We start from the raw sequence: 16,579 nt of genomic DNA, 5'->3' as shown, positions 1-16,579 counted from the left end.
GCAGTCAGCGGTCCCACTTATCACACATGGAATTGATCTGATCTGCAAACTTCGCCAGGTCCTTATTTGCGCCGCCTTCATTATGACGGATAACCGTCATTAACCGCTGTCCTGCTGCAAGAAGTCTTGCATAAACACCGGAAGCCTTGCGGGCTTTTGCCTTCTCCTTCGCGTGTTTGATAACAATTCCAACCGTTTCCTTCTCAAATTCATTCGCCAGCATATCAAATTCTGTGCCGCTGAAGGGCGCCATGGCATCGTATCCCAGCTCATTTTTCAGTCTTTCCGCAAACAAATCGCATACCTGGTCATCCCCGTGTGTCACGAAGACACGCTTTGGCTTCTCCTTGAAGGAGGACGCCCAGCGCATCAGCCCCGCGTCATCCGCATGGCCGCTGATTCCCGGAAGCTTCACGATATCAGCACAGACATGGATTTCCTCACCGAACAGCCTCACATCCGTAGCCCCCTCCAGCAGCGCGCGTCCCAGCGTGCCGACTGCCTGGTATCCCACAAATACAATGGTGGATTCGCGCCTCCAGAGATTATGTTTCAAATGATGCTTGATACGTCCCGCGTCACACATGCCGCTGGCTGACAGGATGACCTTATGGCTGTCATCCATATTGATGGCTCTTGATTCGTCACTGGTTATGGAGAGTTTCAGCCCCGGAAATGCAATGGGGTTGATACCTTTCTCGATAAGCGCCATAGCCTCCTCGTCGTAGCAGTCTGTATAATGCTCCTTAAAAATATTGGTAGCCTGGACAGCCAGGGGGCTATCCACATAGACATCAAAATACGGGTATTCCGGAAGCATATTCTCCTCTTTGATTCGTCTGAGGAAATACAGCATCTCCTGAGTTCTGCCCACAGCAAAGGAAGGCACCACCACGTTTCCGTTCTTGTCAAAGGTTCTTTTCAGAATTTTCACCAATTCCCTGGCGTAGTCCGGCCGTTCGCCGTGACTCCTGTCCCCATAGGTGGATTCCATGACCACGTAATCCGCACTGTCCAGATATTCCGGATCCTTTATAAGCGGCTGGTCCAGGTTGCCGATGTCTCCGGAGAACACGATTTTCTTCTCCACGCCCTCCTCTGTTATCCAAATCTCAATACTTGAGGACCCCAGAAGATGCCCGGCATCCACAAATCTTACCTGTATACCGTCTGCAATCTGGATTTTTCTGCTGTATTCACACCCCACAAACTGTTTGATCACATTCAGAGCATCCTCCATGGTATACGCCGGTACAAAATCAGGCTGTCCGTTTCTCTGTCCCTTGCGGTTACGCCACTCAGCCTCGAACATCTGAATATGCGCACTGTCACGAAGCATGATGTCACACAAGTCGCAGGTAGCATTTGTCGCATAAATAGGTCCCCGGAATCCTTTTGCATAAGCCAGCGGGAAATTGCCGGAATGGTCAATGTGGGCATGGGTCAGCAGTGCAAAATCCACCTCGGACAATGCCACCGGAATCTCCTGGTTTTCATACTGATCCGGCCCCTGCTCCATTCCACAGTCCACCAAAAACTTCTTCCCCGCCGCCTCCAGGAAATAACAACTTCCCGTAACCTCATGAGTCGCACCTATAAAAGTCAGTTTCATAAAAGAACCCCCTTTGCGGTTATATAAAAGTATGGTTACTTTCATTATACCGTAAAGGGGGGGAGTTTAATAGAACTTTTCAGATTATTTTATTATTTTTATAATATATAAGACTTAAAACATCTTTATATTTAGTCGATCCAAATACCATCTGTTGTTGGTGTTTTTGACTCAGTTGTACTTCCCTTTTTAGCTTGACAGGCGCCTTTTACTCTATAGTAGTATCCTCCTGCAACACTAACATTATAACTTCTTGTTAATGTAGAATCATTGTACGCTGAACTTTCAAATGTTTGTACATTATTCCATGACCCTCCAGAATATCTTTGTAAGGTTAATTTCATCATTAATTTATCGCATGTTACATAGGCAATGGTTGAGCCATATACATTTACCGTAGAATTTCCCAAATTAGATATCCTAGCCACTCCCTGGCCTAATATATTACCTCTAGTCATAGTATCCTGAATATCTTCCGACATACTTTTATTTGTTAACTCTGACCCATCAACCACCTTTCCTAAATCATCAAATCCCTCAGCCATTACAGTCGTTGCATTAAATGACATTATAATTGATAATGCTAAAAACATACCTAATATTTTCTTTAAATGTTTTTTATTTTTACTCATTTTTTTACGCTCTCCTATTTTCTAAATTAATATATAACATCTTTTACAATATCCTCTATTTCCTTTTCAGACATTTTTCCAAATATACAATAATATGAATTCTTATAGTCCCATTGTACTAGATAAGTGGGTTCTTCATCCCCCTCCTCCTCAATTCTCCACAACTCTGCATCAATATTGACCCAATCACTGGTTATTTTTTTTTCAAATACACCTTTATCATTTCTGTAAATTCCACTTGTATCATTGGTGTTTGCCAAAATATGCATATAAACATATTTTCCTTTAAATTGATATTGTAAATAAGCAGCTTGTGCATCGTCATCAATATTATATTTTATATATTCCATACCGTCTGGTAAATAATAAAAGATAGGCATAGTAACTTTTAATTCTTTTTCGATTTCTTGCCTATCAGTCTCTTCTTTAGAGTCACTTATTAAAACATCATCTGTACTTTTCACCTTGGTATTAACATCATTGCCAAACAATTCATCCGCCTTCTGCATAACGTATGCTCTATTTGCTTGGCTACTCATAGACACCCCAAATACTCCCAACAGCGTTACAGCTAACATAGCAACCCATTTTACTGCCATACGCTTGCGGTGATTGAACCCAACCACTTTTCCATTTTCGTTATTATGGATTTCATCTTTAGCTGGAATGGTTTCTACAGGTACCTTTTCTTTTACATCATCTGAAAGTTCTATTTTCTCAACAATCTGATCTGCCTCGTCTTCAGTTGTCTCATCATCTTCGGCCAGGAGACCCCTTTCCTTTGCTATTCCGACTATCTTTTGGAACAGTTCCTCGGAGGGCTCAAAATCATCTAAGTCCGGGTCGTTTTCTAACCCGTTTATCATGTCTGCGGTTTCATCAAGGACTCTTTGGCTGACCCATTCCTCAAACGTTTTGTCTTCCTGGCCTGCCGCAGACTTATGTGTTTTTTCAATTTGCTTTTCGTCCAATTTACTCATGAAACTCCTATCTTTCCTTGACTTTTCCTGACAAGTGTATCATATTATCTTATAGTATTTGTTTTTAACTATTATTTTGAATGAGCAGGAGGACACCATGAAACATATCGTACTTACCGGCGGCGGTACTGCCGGACACGTTACCCCCAATATTGCAATGATTCCCCGCCTAAAGGAACTTGGTTATACCATTTCTTACATCGGTTCCTATGAAGGAATCGAAAAAAAACTGATAGAAGAAATGGGCATCCCTTACTATGGGATTGCATCCGGTAAATTAAGACGCTATTTTGATGTCAAAAACTTTACTGACCCATTCAAAGTTATGAAAGGCTTTGCGGAAGCTAAAAAACTTATGAAGCAGTTAAAACCCGATGTTGTCTTTTCCAAAGGCGGTTTTGTTACCGTTCCTGTGGTGATCGCGGCGAGCAGGAGGAAAATTCCCACTTTTATCCACGAATCTGACATGACACCCGGTCTGGCTAATAAAATATCCATTCCTTTTGCCACAAAAGTGTGCTGCAACTTTCCTGAGACCGTGTCTGAACTGCCAGCCAACAAGGCTGTGCTGACCGGAACTCCTATACGGCAGGAACTGCTGGAAGGAAGCCCCGAAAGGGCTCTGGAATTTACCGGTTTTACAAAAGACAAACCGGTTATTATGATCATTGGAGGAAGTCTTGGCGCTGCAGCCGTTAATGATGCCGTCCGTGCAGTCCTTCCTGAACTGCTTAAAACTTTCCAGGTGATCCATCTGTGCGGCAAAGGAAAACTGGACGAATCATTAAAAAACACAAAAGGCTATGTACAGTATGAATATATCAAAAAGGAGCTTGCCGATCTGTTTGCCCTTGCGGATGTTGTCATTTCAAGAGCCGGCGCCAATGCCATCTGTGAACTGAGTGCATTGAAAAAGCCAAATCTCCTGATTCCGCTCTCTGCCCGTGCAAGCCGCGGTGACCAGATACTGAATGCCCGTTCTTTTGAACGTATGGGCTACAGTGTAGTTCTGGAAGAGGAAGAGATCACAAATGAAAAACTCCTTGAGACCATTCACTCCCTCTATAAAAACCGCGCCTCTTATGCGGATGCCATGTCAAAAAGCAAGCTGACAGATTCTATTGAAGAAATCGTCCGGCTTTTTGAACAGGCCGTGAACAAATAAATCATAGTGATTCATATTCTGACTGAAATCTCTGCTTCAGCCATTCCATCATCCTGTGTCTCTTGGTACGCACATTTCCTATGGTGATACCAAGAGCGCAGGCAATCTCTTCATCGTTTTCTCCCATGACATGTGTTCTTACCATAATCTCATACCAGTCCGTATTCTTTGCTTTTAAAGAATTCAGAATCGTACCGGTAAATTCTTTGTGCACCATCATCTGCGCCATATCATCATTATAAAATCCGGTGCGCTTTCCTCCGCTGTCACTCCTTTGTGCCATTTTATCCGTATCTTCTTTTTCGGCACGGTCAGCCGTAACTACTTCATGTACCTGATAGGCTTTCTTGCAAAAGTCAATTGCCTTTCTTCTTGCACAGACTGTAAGCCACTCCGCATAACGTGTTTTATCCACAGTGTCCACCTTTTCCAGAAACTTTAGAAATGTTTCCTGGCAGATATCCTGTGAAAGGTCTGCATCAAATAAAACGCAGTATGCCGCTTTCATAACTAAACGATAATATTGACGAAAGATTTCACGAAATTTTTCTTCTGTCATCTCAACCCTTTTCCTGAAGTCTAATCCATTGAAAACTTCTCAAGGATTTCCTGCTTATCCTCCTCTGTTAATTCGCCCGGCGTCCATGTAATCCCAGCATTGTCCCCAACGCTGCGCGGAATCAGATGGATATGGAAATGGAAAACAGTCTGGCCTGCTGCTTCCCCGTTGTTCTGCACAACATTGTAACCATCGCAGCCGAGAACATCCCTCATTCTGGTGATTATTTTCTTTGCAAGCACCATCGCTTTACCTGCCAGTTCATCCGGAATTTCATAGAGATTGGCATAGTGCTGTTTCGGCAGAACTAAAGCATGTCCTTTGTTTGCTGGTCCCAGATCCAGTATGACCCGGAAGTCCTCATCCTCATAGAGCGTTGCAGACGGAATCTCGCCGTTTGCAATCTTACAAAAAATACAATCCGACATATTTATTTCTCCTTTCTGTGCTGCTTTTGCCGGCTCATTTCGACGGCATTCTGTCATTAGTTTGTCGTTTTTTGGCGCTTTTTAGGTTATGAAATTATTTGATATTTGGCAGTAACAGTGCTACACTATCAACGTAAAGAAAGAACAGGGGGGGACACCTAATGACGATACAATCCGGCACTGACCAGAGCACCAGGATGCCCGAAACTGCTGATTATAAGATGCTTTATCAGCAATTAAAAATGAAGCATCAGTTTATGCTTTCCCAGGTTTCTCATGAAATAAGAAATCCTGTCACTTTGATTAACAGCTTTATGCAGCTACTGGAAGGACGGCATCCTGAACTTATACAGGATAACTACTGGCAAAAAATCATGGAGAATATGGATTTTCTAAAATCACTTCTCAATGAATTATCCGCCTTCAATAACTCTGAAAAACTGAATCTGCAGAATTCCAACATATATAATACATTCTGCGAAGTAATTGAATCTGTGACCCCGGCTTTGAATGAACGGCATATCACTATAGATTTGCAGAAACTATCTCCAATACCCGTTATAAAAGCTGACGGTATTAAACTTCGTCAACTTTTTCTCAACCTGATAAGAAACGCGTCAGACGCGATTGAAACAGAAGGACATATTTACTGCGCCATACAGTCAGACGGCGAATCCATCATCTTCACGGTATCGGATACCGGTAACGGTATTCCTTCTGAATATCAGGACGACCTGTTTGAGCCGTTTATCACGCATAAACAGGAAGGTACCGGTCTCGGTCTGCCTATCTGCAGGCGCATCGTCAGCGCTCACAAAGGCACTATTTCCTTCAAATCAAAATCCGGTGAAGGTACCACATTCAAAGTAGTTCTTCCCATCAGCTAATCACACAAAAATGTGCTGCCTTTCACTATGAAGGCAGCCTTTTCTTTCCGTGATAAAGAATGATCCCAAGAGCAAATCCACATAAAAGCCCGCCAAAGTGAGCTGCATTATCTACTCCTGCACTTGTAAATCCGTGATAAAGTGTAAGCGCAGCCAGGAATACCAACTGCCTTGTTGTAAAGTTCCCCAGTCTTCCTCTATTTCTCATCACCACATAAATCAGTGCTCCAATCACGGCAAACACCGCTCCGGAAGCACCTGCGGAGACTACCGCCTCCCCTCCTCTTATCTCTGCGTAATAAGAAATATAGCTGGCACCGATTCCGCCAATCAGATAAATAAGAAGATAGCGTATTCTGCCAACTTCCCTTTCCAGGCTGTCACCGAGAAATGCAAGCACCAACATATTATTCCCCAGATGAGCCAGTCCGAAATGAAGAAACATACAGGTGAAAAGCCGGTAATATTCATGCCCTTGTTCTATGAAGGGTGTATACGCAGCTCCCCAGTTTATAAGATGCCTGCTGTCCAGTGATGACCCTGTTATTTCAGTCAACAGAAACACCAGAACATTGACCGCTATCATGATCGTGTTCATCAAAACACTCTTCCGCATCCTTAAAAACCGTCTGAAATCGGATTCCGGCCTCTGGTTCCAGTAACTGTAATCCACCATGCACTACCTGCCTTTTTCTTCTTATCTGATATAGTTCTCAGCCCTGCGATAACCACAAACCACTCATCACTCCCTGCCTGCAGGACATAGCTTCATTATAAGCTCTTTCCCAGGTTAACGCAACCATATACTTCCAATTGTGCAGTTTAAAATAAGCCATTCAGGCCCTCTTATTCTGAAAATTAAGATACTGTAACTCCGTTCCCGCAATACTTATCTTGTCACCATTATGCAGCAAATATTCCTGCTCCGGTTCCAGGATTCTGTCATTTAAAAGGGTACCGTTCTTTGAATTTAAATCCGATATAAAAAAATCATTTTCTTCTCTGCGTATTCTGCCATGTATCCTGCTTACCGCAGGATGTCTCAGACATATATCCGCCGCTGCTGTTAGCTTTCCAATGATCTCAATCTCTTTATCAAGCACAAACCGCTTTTGATTTCCCTCCTCCTCCCAGAGCAAACACGCATTTTCATCATTTCGTTTCCCCGCTGAGAGAAGAATCGTCGGTCCGCAGGACTCAAAATCGTCCGGCTTTATATCCTTCTCTTTTTTGCCGTTATCTTCCTGTTTTTCTGTATTCCTCTCCTCTTCTCTTTCATATTCGGTATCCCGCTCCCATCCCCATGCTTCTAACCGGTCCAACTCATGCTTCTGCTTCTTTTTCTCTTCCCTTTTGTTCTTCAGCCGGAACATAACGAAAGCCACAGCGGCAGCCGATGCCGCCACTGCTATTCCTATGCAGACCTGCAGCGCATTGGCAATCTCATAATGAAGAAGCAGATAGACACATATGGCTGCTGCCGCCAGTGTAAAAATACACCCCACGGCATTTAAAAGCGGATGTTTTTCCTCCACGTCTTCCTCCTCCTCAAAAAAGGCATCCAGAGCCTGTTTTCTCTTCTCCTCTGTCATCACCGGCTCTCCACTGAACTCCTGCTCTGCGCACACCCTTTTCTCCCTGTACTCCTCTTCTTTTACAGATTCCCGGGATACTTTCCTAAGTTCTCTGCGGATCTCATCTGCTCCCGTTCCGGTCTCCACACTCTCCCGGTATACTCCATATCCCAGAACAACGGCACCTGCATCCTTATGGTCTATTTTCGGAAGGATGTATTCTGTAAGCTCTAATATGCCGCTCTGTTCCTGATTCCGTTCTGCAGGAAAGCAGCAAAAATAAAGGTGCTGCCGTTCTGTATCCATATAAATATATTTGGGATTGAACAGTATTGTTCCTACATCCAGCAGGTATTCCTCCAATCCCTCCATTATGTTCGCGGCGGCCCGGAATATCTGTTCCAAATCCCCCCTTCCGAACTTCTTCGCCTCATACATCACAAAGATGCTTTGTCTGGATGTCACCTCATAATAAAACAGGGGTTCTCCGTCTATATAACGCACAGAGAGGGGAAGCAGTCCCGGCGGCTGGTTATGAAGAAGCATTTTTATCTCATATCCCTGCGGATTTACTGTACCGCCTGCCTTCAGTACCAGATAGCTGTGATTCATCTCTCTTCTGTACTCTGCCTGCATTTTCTTTCCCCCTTTTCCCGGAACAACCGTACTTTTTTCTGTTTCATCCGGAACTCGCCGCTTAATCCATCAGTTCTTCCTTCCATTTTCTCACACTTCTCACCTTCCCGATAAAGGACACCGGGCGGATCACTTTACTTTTTGCATTGCCCTGTATATGCCACTGCAGACCTGCAAAAGGATATTTCACATATTCCTCATAATTGACTGTAATCTCCCTTTTGCTGCCGTTTACAGAATAATTTCCGTTTTCACCTGCAAGCCGTTCCTGGGCAGTTTCCAACCCGTCTCCCTGCCTGCGCACAGCCTCCGTGCTGCCTGCCACAGCCGCCTCATATGCCTTTGCTGTGTATACTCCTCTTTTTATGGTTCCTGTCAGCAACAGCAGAACCGCAAACACTGTCAGCATCCAAACACCGCTGATGCAGGCCGCTTCCAGCGTATAACTCCCCCTGCATACGAATTTTTTTCTGTCTTTTCTATCCATATCTCTCCTGTATCATCCTGTGATAATGCTAAACATCATCCCGGCAAATAAAAAGGGAATAAACGGTATCTCATACTTCCTGTCTTTTTTCTTCACTGCCAGTAAGAATCCGGCAGCCATAACAGCCGTTAAAAACGCGCCCGACAGTACACTTAAAACCTGCCAGAAGCCCAGATAGATTCCAAGCACCAATACAATGATTCCATCTGCGCTGCCCACAGCCCAGCCGGATAGTTTCCCACAGAGCAAAAGAGAGATACCGGGCAGACTGCCCAGCATAACATCCCGTGACACATCCCACAGTTCCCCCGGAACTTCTTTTATTTTTAAGGCTGTACAGATAAGGCTGCCCGCAAAAAATAAAAGAATCTTCCGGATAGAAACCGTTTTCCCTCTCGAATCTTCCCACCCCATAAATGCAAGAAAAATACCTGCTGTTATCTTTTCTGTCATCTAATCCCCCTGTTTTTGTCCGCAGCGTGAACAGAGATTTCTGTTGTCCGCCTCGGATTTTTTCATGAACCGCACATGGCGGGAAAGGCCGCCGCATGCGCTGTCACTGTGGTAACGGTTCCCCTTGTCTGTAATGTATACAAACCCATCCTTCTCATGTCCTCTCATACACTTTTCACAGGGGTAGTATTTATCCCCATACTCGTTTCTTCCCTGTACTGCACTCTGCATCCCCACGTGCTTTACCGCCAGTTTTATATGGGTACAGTCCGCTGATGTGTGATATACACTTTCATAGTCTGTCACATATACCATCTCCCCGCCGGGACTGTCATCCGTATTGCCGTATTTGTTCCCGTTATATCCCAGCCAGGCCTGTGCGGCGGCGGCAGCTTCTATCTTCACCGGAAAAACCGGAAAGAGCGACACAGGGCTTTTGTACAGATAATTTGCTTTCAATGTTACGATGCCATCCCTGTATGATGACCCCAGCAGTGTAATCCCTGCCTGTTTTCCCACAATTCCCGTAAGGTTCTCGCCTTTTACTCTCTTCTGAACCTCCGCTGAGGCATAAACAATACATGCCGCGTCTGTCACGGCACCAACCGGTGATCTGCTCTCCCCGTCTATGCTGTAGGCATACATCCCCAGCTCCTTGGCACTCTGACTCAGAGAAGATACCAGAATTGTCTGTATCCGGAAGATATCCATCATACTGACCAGCATCACCATTGCAAGAAAATAGAGGGGGAGCACTGCCGCGCTTTCCAGTGTCAGACTGCCTTTTTGCTGAAGAGAGTACCAATCCTTTCTATTACATCTTTGTCTGTCTTTTACATCGGGCATCTGCTCCCCTCCCTTTTCTGCTTTTTACATATCGTATCCGTAATTTCTGACTGCTGTCCATTGGTTTCCCGATGGGCTTAAAAAACGGGTTTCCATCTCCAGACATTCCATGCAGGAGTCTATACGGAAGTTTTCTTTTCCGGGTTTGAGCCGTATATTCTGCTCTATCATATCCATGCAGCGGAATGCCAGGCTGTGTCCCGAGGATGCAAACAACAGTATCTGCAGGTAATCGTTATAATCCAGCCCGGAAGTATTCTTTGCCTGTCCCTCCTGCAGCATGGTAAATATCTGTCCGATATTGGAAAGCTCTAACTGCCAGCCTGCACCGGTCTTAACCAGGGGGACTTTTCCGCCTGCCATGAGCTGACGCACATCCAGAAGACTTTCTCCGTAAGCCCATCCCAGAAGCAGCAGTTTTTCCACAACGAAAGCACCCTCCGGTATCAGCAGCGCAGTACACAGGGACGCAGCCAGCGCACCGGACTGTGCCCGCTTCTCCGGGTCTGTATAGAGGTACGCCGCATTGGCTGCCTCCCGAAGCAGTAAAATCCTGTTTACCGTCTTCTTCAGGTTCTCCCTGTCGCTGCCTCTGCCTCCCACAATGTACTCCACCTGGTAGTCAAGGGCTCCCGGATTTCCCGGTTCCCTGTAGGTTCCAAGCTTATTCATGGCATACGCCTGAAGGAAAAGTTTATCAACTCCCCCGGATTCCCGGCCTTTTATATCTCCCATGCCTTTCTGCAGATTTCGGTTTGAAGTGAAAACGGAAACATCTGCTTCCTTTTCGGAAATCACTGCATCATCCGGAAGAACCAGACCCAGAATCCCCATGGACCGTATTCGTTTGATGATTTCCAGGGGATTATTTTCCGGGGTGATCTGCGGCGCATCCGTATTCTCCTGTGCGGTTTCCTCCGGTGTCTGCGCCTCAGGCATAGGAGGCGCACCGGCATCCTTTTGCGCCTGCTGCTGTTCTGTCACCTCTTTGGTATTGCCTAAATACTCCTTCAGGCGTTTGACAGCCGCTGTGCCCAGATGTTCCCTGACAGCTTCTGCCGCCTGCGCACAGAATGCCTCCCCCGCATTATCCGTGGCCAGTCTGTATCCTGTAATGGAACAGCTCTCCTGCCTGCTTCCCCGGATGCCGCTTTTTAAAGTCAGAGCCATGGAGTTTTCCATCTGCTGTACCACATGGTATGCATCAATGGCTCCTCTGCCGTAACCGCTGTCCAGAAAAAATAAATCGTACTCCTCCAGAAGATCCCTCTCATACTCGGAGAATACAGAATACAGTCCCGTATCTGCCGCATTCACGGCCTGTACCCGGGCATACTGTTCTCTGCAGAGCTTTATGCCTGCCGCCACGATTCCAAGCATGACAGAGAGCATCATACACATGGCAATGGTCATACTTCCCTTTTGTCTCATAACAACCTCTCTAAATACTGTTGCTCTGGCTTGTGATCTTGGACAGAATACTCTGTATCAGACTGGTAAGCTGCTTTTTAAAGATGATGACAAGCCCTATAAGAACCACTAACACGAGCACAATTTCAATCACCGTGATCCCTGATTCATCCTCATAAAACTCCCTGAATACCTTCATATTTATCACCCCCTTTCCACACATTTTTACCCTGTTATGCTCTAGTAAAAGCTTAAAAAAGCGGGAATCATAACCAGTGCCATTACCAGTGCAAGCTGTATGAACATAGGCCCCAAAAGCTTTGCAGACGCCTGTTCACCGCATATTTTCGCCTTTCGTTTCCGCTCCTCTATAGCGGCTGCAGACTCCCGCTCAAGAAGTGCCAGAACTCCCCGGTTTCCCTTCTTCAGATTCTGGACAAGAAGCACGGAAAGGACCTTATATTCCGGTGAATCACAGCGGTTTCCAAACCGTTCATATGCCTGAACCTCTGCCATTCCGCCCTCCATTTCGCGGTAGGTTTCCACCAGTTCTTCATACGCCGGACGCCTCTTTCTGCCGTATATTCTGCAGGTATTTATATAGTCTTTTGCGATCTTCTCCATGGCACTGTGCACGGTCAGACCGGCCTGCAGAAACAGCAGTATTCTGTTCACAATATCAGGGTAATCTGCCTGCATTTCGGCCTTTTTCTTTCTCTCTTTTTCCTTTTCTTTCTCTCTGTACAGCGGCAGGATCAGCAGACCCAGCAAGGTGCCGAACAAAGATATGAGCAATCCGTTTCCGCTCTGTTCTTTCCGAAAAATGACCTTGGTTCCATCCACTTCTTTCGGGAGTTTTACCTTATCCCCGGAGGCCGGATTCTGCGCATCCACTGCCCTCTGTATCTCCCTTTCCAGTTTTATCTTATGGGATACCAGCTCCGGGTAAACGGTGACTTCTTTCTCCCACCGCCCCTCTGCCTCCCCCAGACTCAGGTCGCAGGTAAGCTTCACGCCGGTGCCTCCTTCTGCAGCATTTTCCCCTATCTTCCCTTCCCAATCCAATATCTCAGGCGCGTCTGTGCTCCAGGACAGATTTACCGGGAAATCAGGGCTGCGGTCCGGCAGATAAAGCGGATGCTGCACTTTGTTCAGGCTCTTGTTTTCTCCCCGAATCAGAGCGTCCATCTCCTCTTTTACCTGCTCAATGATTTCTTCTGCCTCTTCCTCTCCATACTCCTTTTCGCGAACCTGTACTGTGATATCCTGGTTTCCCTTCTCTGACTTTACAGTCAGCTTCTCCTCATAATCCCCCTGACCGAATTCACGCCGTTCCAGATACTCCGTGTTTTCCCTGTCACCTGACCTCTTTTCCAGGATGTACAGGGTAAGTCCGGCGGCGTTTGCAAGAAGGACCACGGCGATTCCGGCAGCCAGGACCTTTCTCTCTCCGGAAAAGATTTTTTCAGACTTCAATCTCCACAATCCTCCTGCCCCAGATAAATGCGGCTGCGTAGCAGCCAAGACAAATCGTCATGATACAGACCCCTGCCGCATTGTGATACAGGACATCCATAAATCCTGGCGATGTCAGGCGCATATAGAGGATGATTCCCACAGGCATGAAACTCATCATGTTCTGCTCCATTTTCCTTGCGGCCAGCATGGCGTCAATCTCTTTTTTCACGTCAATCTTGTCCTCCATGATACTGACACAGTTCTGTATAGTCTCCCGCATATTGCCGCCCATGCGTTTGGATTGTGCCAGGATTTCGGAAAAGCTGCGGATATCTTCTACCTGGCTTCTGCTCCCCAAATCATAAAACAGCTTCTCCACGGGAACACTGACACGCATCTGCGCTGCCATGTACGCCATCTCTCTTGAGATCTCCCTGTCGGGACCGTATATGCGGTTCATGTCCTTTCCCGCCTCCAGAACCGCGTTTTCCAGTGAATAACCCGCTGAGATACCGGCTCCCAGAGCGTTGAGTGCATCCCTGAACTGATGGTGAAGCCTCCTGCGCCGCAGCATCAGAAGCTGGCGTTTCCTCTGCCTGATATACCAGAAAGGAATGGGCAGCATGAATAAAAAGGTGATAAGGCTCTGGTAGCAGAGCGCATCTATCACCACACAGATAAGTACGCTCTCCCCCAGATATCTGGCCCATTCCAGAATTGTCAGTTTGTAGTGTTCATAGTCCATCTTCAAGTATGATCCCCGCCCTTTCTAATTTTTCCCTGTGTTTCAGCTTCCCTTTCTGCACCAGGCCCTGATCCTCCTCATACAGAAACAGGGGGTGCAGCAGCACTTCATCCTCATTCATCCCGTCTACCTCGCAGATTTCCAGCAGCCTGCGGCTCTTATCCCTGAGCCTGCCAAGGTGGACAAACAGATCAAACCCTGCCGCGATCTGCCTCCTGACAGCCGGAAGCGGAAGATTGATTCCCATGAGAACCAATGTCTCCAGCCTTGTGACCATATCGCGGCAGCTATTGGCGTGGATGGTTGACATGCTGCCCTCAGCCCCCACATTGACAGCCTGCAGCAATTCCTCCGCGTCGCTTCTCACCTCGCCCACGATGATCCGGTCAGGCCGCATTCTGAGTGCGGTCTTGAGAAGGTCTGCCATGGAAATCTCCTGCGACTCTTCAATGTTGGCTGCCCTGCACTCCAGCCTGACCAGATTGGGAATCCCCTGTATCTGCAGCTCCGCGTTGTCCTCAATGGTTATGATTCTCTCATCCCCGGGAATGAAGGCGGACAGTGCATTCAGCATAGTTGTCTTCCCTGCCCCGGTTCCCCCTCCGATGAGGATCGTGTACTTGGCATGCACCAGAGGGATCAGCAGCCTAAGTGCCTTCTCGGTCACACTTCCCAGGGACAGCAGCCGCTCCATAGTGACAGGCTCCTCCGGGAACTGGCGGATGGTGAGGATTGGGCCGTTCAGCGCCGCGGGTGCTATGACCGCATTGACCCTGGAACCGTTCTCCAGTCTGGCATCCACAATAGGGTGCAGGGTATTGATGACCCGGTTGCACCTTCCGGCGATCTGCTGTATCACATCATCCAGTTTTTCCGGGGATGTAAAATGTTTCCCCCAGGGGGAGAGCTTTCCTTCCCGCTCCACAAAAATGTGCTGCCAGCCATTCACCATGATCTCCGTAACGCCGGGATCCTCCAATAGCTCCTGCAGGACATCCAGTTTCCGGACGGAGCAGAACAGTTCCTGCCGCAGTGCGCTTTTCTGCCCAAGGTTCAGGCCCAGCATTCTTCCCTCCTCCATGATCAGGCTGTCAATAAGCTCCATCACCTCTTCATCCGTACTCTCCCACATGCTGTCCAGCCTTTCCATCAGACGGCTCCTAAGCTCAGAAAATGCCTCCATCCTGCACCTGCTTTCTCACATAATCTCCAAATCTTCCGGAGGTAAGGCACTCCGGCCACGGCATCTCCCCTTCCCCGTCCACCGGCGGCAGGAGAAGCCTCTTTGTCTTTTCCAGTACATCCTCTCTTCCCGCAGTTTTCAGCCATGTCTCATACTGGGCAAGCTTCGCCGCGGAAATCCGGTCCTGCAGAACAGGCATATAGATTCTGCTGCATTCATCCAGCAGCCCTGACGCCCGGCTGACCCCTGTGCCAAAATCAAGGAGAAGCACCTGATATGTGCTGTAAAGTCTCAGCTCCTCGAACAGGACCTGCCACTCTTCCTGTGTCACCTGTTCCACATCCTCCGGGATGGTGACCGGAGGAACATAGTGCATACCCCCGGCCTCCCGCACCATTGCGGCAAGCTGTACTGCGGGCTGGCCTTTCTTCTGCCTTATGCAGTAAAATAAATCTCCCAGGTTCCGCTCAAAGCTGCAGGAAAGCAGGTCCTCAAAACCGGAGTAGGCTTCAAGGTTCAGAAAGAGAACAGAATACCGTACTGCCAGTATCTGGCCCAGCGCAAGCGCATAAGAAGTTTTGCCCGTCCGGCCCAGAGGGGAATAGACTCCCAGAATGTGCATCTTCCTTCCCGGAGAAGCCCCGCTTTCCTCTGACCGTACTTCCTCCCCATAGAGGGCTGTTACCTCCTGCATGATTCTTTTGCAGGACTGGTACTTTGACACAGCGGGCAGCTCTTCCGGCGCTGTGCCGTTCTCCTCGTCCAAAATCACAAGCCTGCCCACAGGCAGCTCCCTGATCTCAGGGCACATGGTCCCCTCCGCAACCAGCAGCAGCTCCACAGAATGCTGCCTGGCATAGCTGCAGACCTTATCCGCCCCGGTAAAAGCAATAAACTCAAAGGGATAGTGCCCCTTCCTCTCCAGCCATGCGGTGAAGCTGCAGGCATAAGACGCCTCCTCATCGCAGACTGCCAATATCTTCTTTCTCAACAAAAACCTCCCGCATACAGCATGATTCCCAAGAGTATCGGCACGGTAAAGTGCAGATTCTCCGCCTGCGCGCCCTGCCTCCTGTATGGTACAGGGCAATGCTTCTCTTTACAAACTTTCAGATAGTGGAAAAAATAAGAAAAACGCTCCTGCAGATTCCCGCAGGAAATAAGAAATGCCAAAGATAAAACAGCGCCCAGAATAAAGGCACAGAACATCCCTTTCAGGATACCGCAGCTTCCCAGGATTCCGCCCATGACAGCCATAAGCTTGATGTCACCCGCCCCCATCATACGGAAGCAGAACAGCGGAAACAGCAGAACCAGAGGCAGGAATACCCCGCCCAGATAAAATGGGATTCCGCCTGCGCCGTGCAGCAGCCCCTGGCATACTGCGCCTGCCGCAAGCCCCAGAACGATCCATCTGTTCGGCACTTTTTCCAGGAATAAATCCGTGCAGACTGCCCCGGCGGAAAAAAACAGTGCCATACCTGTCTCTAAAGACATAAAAACACCTCTCTTCACTATTTACTT

General features: G+C 47.4%; 19 protein-coding genes. 2 read left to right on the top strand and 17 right to left on the bottom strand.

The window, feature by feature from the left end; all coding sequences use genetic code 11:
- Window positions 1–4 precede the first annotated feature (4 nt).
- The 3 genes from V8Q34_RS06375 to V8Q34_RS06365 form a co-directional block, all read right to left on the bottom strand.
- On the bottom strand, window positions 5–1,612 hold the full coding sequence (locus V8Q34_RS06375) for an MBL fold metallo-hydrolase RNA specificity domain-containing protein (RefSeq protein WP_033142065.1): 1,608 nt from the start codon (window positions 1,610–1,612) through the stop codon (window positions 5–7).
- A 131-nt stretch (window positions 1,613–1,743) separates the two neighbouring features.
- Window positions 1,744–2,244, bottom strand: a complete 501-nt coding sequence (locus V8Q34_RS06370) for a DUF6147 family protein (protein WP_335835095.1) — start codon at window positions 2,242–2,244, stop codon at window positions 1,744–1,746.
- 26 nt (window positions 2,245–2,270) lie between these two features.
- The gene (locus V8Q34_RS06365) at window positions 2,271–3,224 is read right to left on the bottom strand and encodes a DUF4367 domain-containing protein (protein WP_335835094.1); all 954 of its coding nucleotides are present in this window, start codon (window positions 3,222–3,224) and stop codon (window positions 2,271–2,273) included.
- A gap of 97 nt (window positions 3,225–3,321) precedes the next feature.
- Between V8Q34_RS06365 and V8Q34_RS06360 the strand changes: the two genes are divergently transcribed.
- Entirely contained in the window at window positions 3,322–4,389 is a 1,068-nt protein-coding gene (locus tag V8Q34_RS06360) for an undecaprenyldiphospho-muramoylpentapeptide beta-N-acetylglucosaminyltransferase (protein WP_033142067.1), read from the top strand.
- Between the two features lies 1 nt (window position 4,390).
- Here the strand turns inward: V8Q34_RS06360 and V8Q34_RS06355 are convergent, their stop codons facing one another.
- Together V8Q34_RS06355 and V8Q34_RS06350 are read right to left on the bottom strand one after the other, a co-directional pair.
- Window positions 4,391–4,948 carry an RNA polymerase sigma factor gene (locus V8Q34_RS06355; RefSeq protein ID WP_033142068.1) on the bottom strand — a complete coding sequence of 186 codons (558 nt, stop codon included), beginning with the start codon at window positions 4,946–4,948 and terminating at the stop codon, window positions 4,391–4,393.
- Between the two features lie 20 nt (window positions 4,949–4,968).
- Complete coding sequence (locus V8Q34_RS06350) at window positions 4,969–5,376, bottom strand: HIT family protein (RefSeq protein WP_033142069.1); 408 nt, start codon at window positions 5,374–5,376, stop codon at window positions 4,969–4,971.
- Window positions 5,377–5,537: 161 nt separating this feature from the next.
- Here V8Q34_RS06350 and V8Q34_RS06345 point away from each other — a divergent pair, with 161 nt between their 5' ends.
- Window positions 5,538–6,263, top strand: a complete 726-nt coding sequence (locus tag V8Q34_RS06345; protein WP_103732468.1) for a sensor histidine kinase — start codon at window positions 5,538–5,540, stop codon at window positions 6,261–6,263.
- A 25-nt stretch (window positions 6,264–6,288) separates the two neighbouring features.
- On the opposite strand, the gene V8Q34_RS06340 is transcribed toward V8Q34_RS06345, so the two are convergent.
- From V8Q34_RS06340 to V8Q34_RS06285, 12 genes are all read right to left on the bottom strand, one after another.
- On the bottom strand, window positions 6,289–6,879 hold the full coding sequence (locus V8Q34_RS06340; RefSeq protein ID WP_033142097.1) for a rhomboid family intramembrane serine protease: 591 nt from the start codon (window positions 6,877–6,879) through the stop codon (window positions 6,289–6,291).
- A 220-nt stretch (window positions 6,880–7,099) separates the two neighbouring features.
- Window positions 7,100–8,473 carry a DUF6382 domain-containing protein gene (locus V8Q34_RS06335; protein ID WP_335835093.1) on the bottom strand — a complete coding sequence of 458 codons (1,374 nt, stop codon included), beginning with the start codon at window positions 8,471–8,473 and terminating at the stop codon, window positions 7,100–7,102.
- 61 nt (window positions 8,474–8,534) lie between these two features.
- Window positions 8,535–8,960: a hypothetical protein gene (locus V8Q34_RS06330; RefSeq protein WP_186970974.1), complete on the bottom strand. Its 426-nt coding sequence runs from the start codon at window positions 8,958–8,960 to the stop codon at window positions 8,535–8,537.
- 12 nt (window positions 8,961–8,972) lie between these two features.
- The gene (locus tag V8Q34_RS06325) at window positions 8,973–9,413 is read right to left on the bottom strand and encodes a hypothetical protein (RefSeq protein WP_186970975.1); all 441 of its coding nucleotides are present in this window, start codon (window positions 9,411–9,413) and stop codon (window positions 8,973–8,975) included.
- Entirely contained in the window at window positions 9,414–10,259 is an 846-nt protein-coding gene (locus V8Q34_RS06320; protein ID WP_335835092.1) for a TadE/TadG family type IV pilus assembly protein, read from the bottom strand.
- A gap of 24 nt (window positions 10,260–10,283) precedes the next feature.
- Window positions 10,284–11,690: a DUF5702 domain-containing protein gene (locus tag V8Q34_RS06315; RefSeq protein WP_335835091.1), complete on the bottom strand. Its 1,407-nt coding sequence runs from the start codon at window positions 11,688–11,690 to the stop codon at window positions 10,284–10,286.
- A 10-nt stretch (window positions 11,691–11,700) separates the two neighbouring features.
- Complete coding sequence (locus V8Q34_RS06310) at window positions 11,701–11,868, bottom strand: Flp1 family type IVb pilin (RefSeq protein ID WP_033142075.1); 168 nt, start codon at window positions 11,866–11,868, stop codon at window positions 11,701–11,703.
- A gap of 41 nt (window positions 11,869–11,909) precedes the next feature.
- Window positions 11,910–13,145 carry a type II secretion system F family protein gene (locus tag V8Q34_RS06305; protein ID WP_335835090.1) on the bottom strand — a complete coding sequence of 412 codons (1,236 nt, stop codon included), beginning with the start codon at window positions 13,143–13,145 and terminating at the stop codon, window positions 11,910–11,912.
- The gene (locus V8Q34_RS06300; RefSeq protein ID WP_052099551.1) at window positions 13,135–13,872 is read right to left on the bottom strand and encodes a type II secretion system F family protein; all 738 of its coding nucleotides are present in this window, start codon (window positions 13,870–13,872) and stop codon (window positions 13,135–13,137) included. Before V8Q34_RS06300 ends, V8Q34_RS06305 begins: the two co-directional genes overlap by 11 nt.
- Window positions 13,862–15,055 carry a CpaF family protein gene (locus tag V8Q34_RS06295; RefSeq protein ID WP_335835089.1) on the bottom strand — a complete coding sequence of 398 codons (1,194 nt, stop codon included), beginning with the start codon at window positions 15,053–15,055 and terminating at the stop codon, window positions 13,862–13,864. The genes V8Q34_RS06300 and V8Q34_RS06295 overlap by 11 nt, the downstream gene beginning before the upstream one ends.
- A complete protein-coding gene (locus V8Q34_RS06290) occupies window positions 15,039–16,046 on the bottom strand; it encodes a hypothetical protein (protein ID WP_335835088.1) in 1,008 nt (335 codons plus the stop codon). Before V8Q34_RS06290 ends, V8Q34_RS06295 begins: the two co-directional genes overlap by 17 nt.
- On the bottom strand, window positions 16,043–16,552 hold the full coding sequence (locus tag V8Q34_RS06285) for a prepilin peptidase (protein ID WP_186970981.1): 510 nt from the start codon (window positions 16,550–16,552) through the stop codon (window positions 16,043–16,045). Before V8Q34_RS06285 ends, V8Q34_RS06290 begins: the two co-directional genes overlap by 4 nt.
- Between the last annotated feature and the right edge of the window lie 27 nt (window positions 16,553–16,579).

The organism is Blautia sp. JLR.GB0024 (assembly GCF_037000545.1).
GTDB lineage: Bacteria > Bacillota > Clostridia > Lachnospirales > Lachnospiraceae > Blautia > Blautia celeris.
The sequence above is the reverse complement of the archived record's forward strand: the minus strand, read 5'-3'. Positions and strand labels throughout refer to the sequence as shown.

Coding starts and splice junctions, on each gene's coding strand:
- V8Q34_RS06300 (WP_052099551.1), bottom strand. CDS start 13,872: ATGGACTATGAACACTACAAACTGACAATTCTGGAATGGGCCAGATAT.
- V8Q34_RS06370 (WP_335835095.1), bottom strand. CDS start 2,244: ATGAGTAAAAATAAAAAACATTTAAAGAAAATATTAGGTATGTTTTTA.
- V8Q34_RS06295 (WP_335835089.1), bottom strand. CDS start 15,055: ATGGAGGCATTTTCTGAGCTTAGGAGCCGTCTGATGGAAAGGCTGGAC.
- V8Q34_RS06320 (WP_335835092.1), bottom strand. CDS start 10,259: ATGCCCGATGTAAAAGACAGACAAAGATGTAATAGAAAGGATTGGTAC.
- V8Q34_RS06375 (WP_033142065.1), bottom strand. CDS start 1,612: ATGAAACTGACTTTTATAGGTGCGACTCATGAGGTTACGGGAAGTTGT.
- V8Q34_RS06340 (WP_033142097.1), bottom strand. CDS start 6,879: ATGCGGAAGAGTGTTTTGATGAACACGATCATGATAGCGGTCAATGTT.
- V8Q34_RS06345 (WP_103732468.1), top strand. CDS start 5,538: ATGACGATACAATCCGGCACTGACCAGAGCACCAGGATGCCCGAAACT.
- V8Q34_RS06355 (WP_033142068.1), bottom strand. CDS start 4,948: ATGACAGAAGAAAAATTTCGTGAAATCTTTCGTCAATATTATCGTTTA.
- V8Q34_RS06310 (WP_033142075.1), bottom strand. CDS start 11,868: ATGAAGGTATTCAGGGAGTTTTATGAGGATGAATCAGGGATCACGGTG.
- V8Q34_RS06325 (WP_186970975.1), bottom strand. CDS start 9,413: ATGACAGAAAAGATAACAGCAGGTATTTTTCTTGCATTTATGGGGTGG.
- V8Q34_RS06350 (WP_033142069.1), bottom strand. CDS start 5,376: ATGTCGGATTGTATTTTTTGTAAGATTGCAAACGGCGAGATTCCGTCT.
- V8Q34_RS06315 (WP_335835091.1), bottom strand. CDS start 11,690: ATGAGACAAAAGGGAAGTATGACCATTGCCATGTGTATGATGCTCTCT.
- V8Q34_RS06360 (WP_033142067.1), top strand. CDS start 3,322: ATGAAACATATCGTACTTACCGGCGGCGGTACTGCCGGACACGTTACC.
- V8Q34_RS06365 (WP_335835094.1), bottom strand. CDS start 3,224: ATGAGTAAATTGGACGAAAAGCAAATTGAAAAAACACATAAGTCTGCG.
- V8Q34_RS06285 (WP_186970981.1), bottom strand. CDS start 16,552: ATGTCTTTAGAGACAGGTATGGCACTGTTTTTTTCCGCCGGGGCAGTC.
- V8Q34_RS06335 (WP_335835093.1), bottom strand. CDS start 8,473: ATGCAGGCAGAGTACAGAAGAGAGATGAATCACAGCTATCTGGTACTG.
- V8Q34_RS06330 (WP_186970974.1), bottom strand. CDS start 8,960: ATGGATAGAAAAGACAGAAAAAAATTCGTATGCAGGGGGAGTTATACG.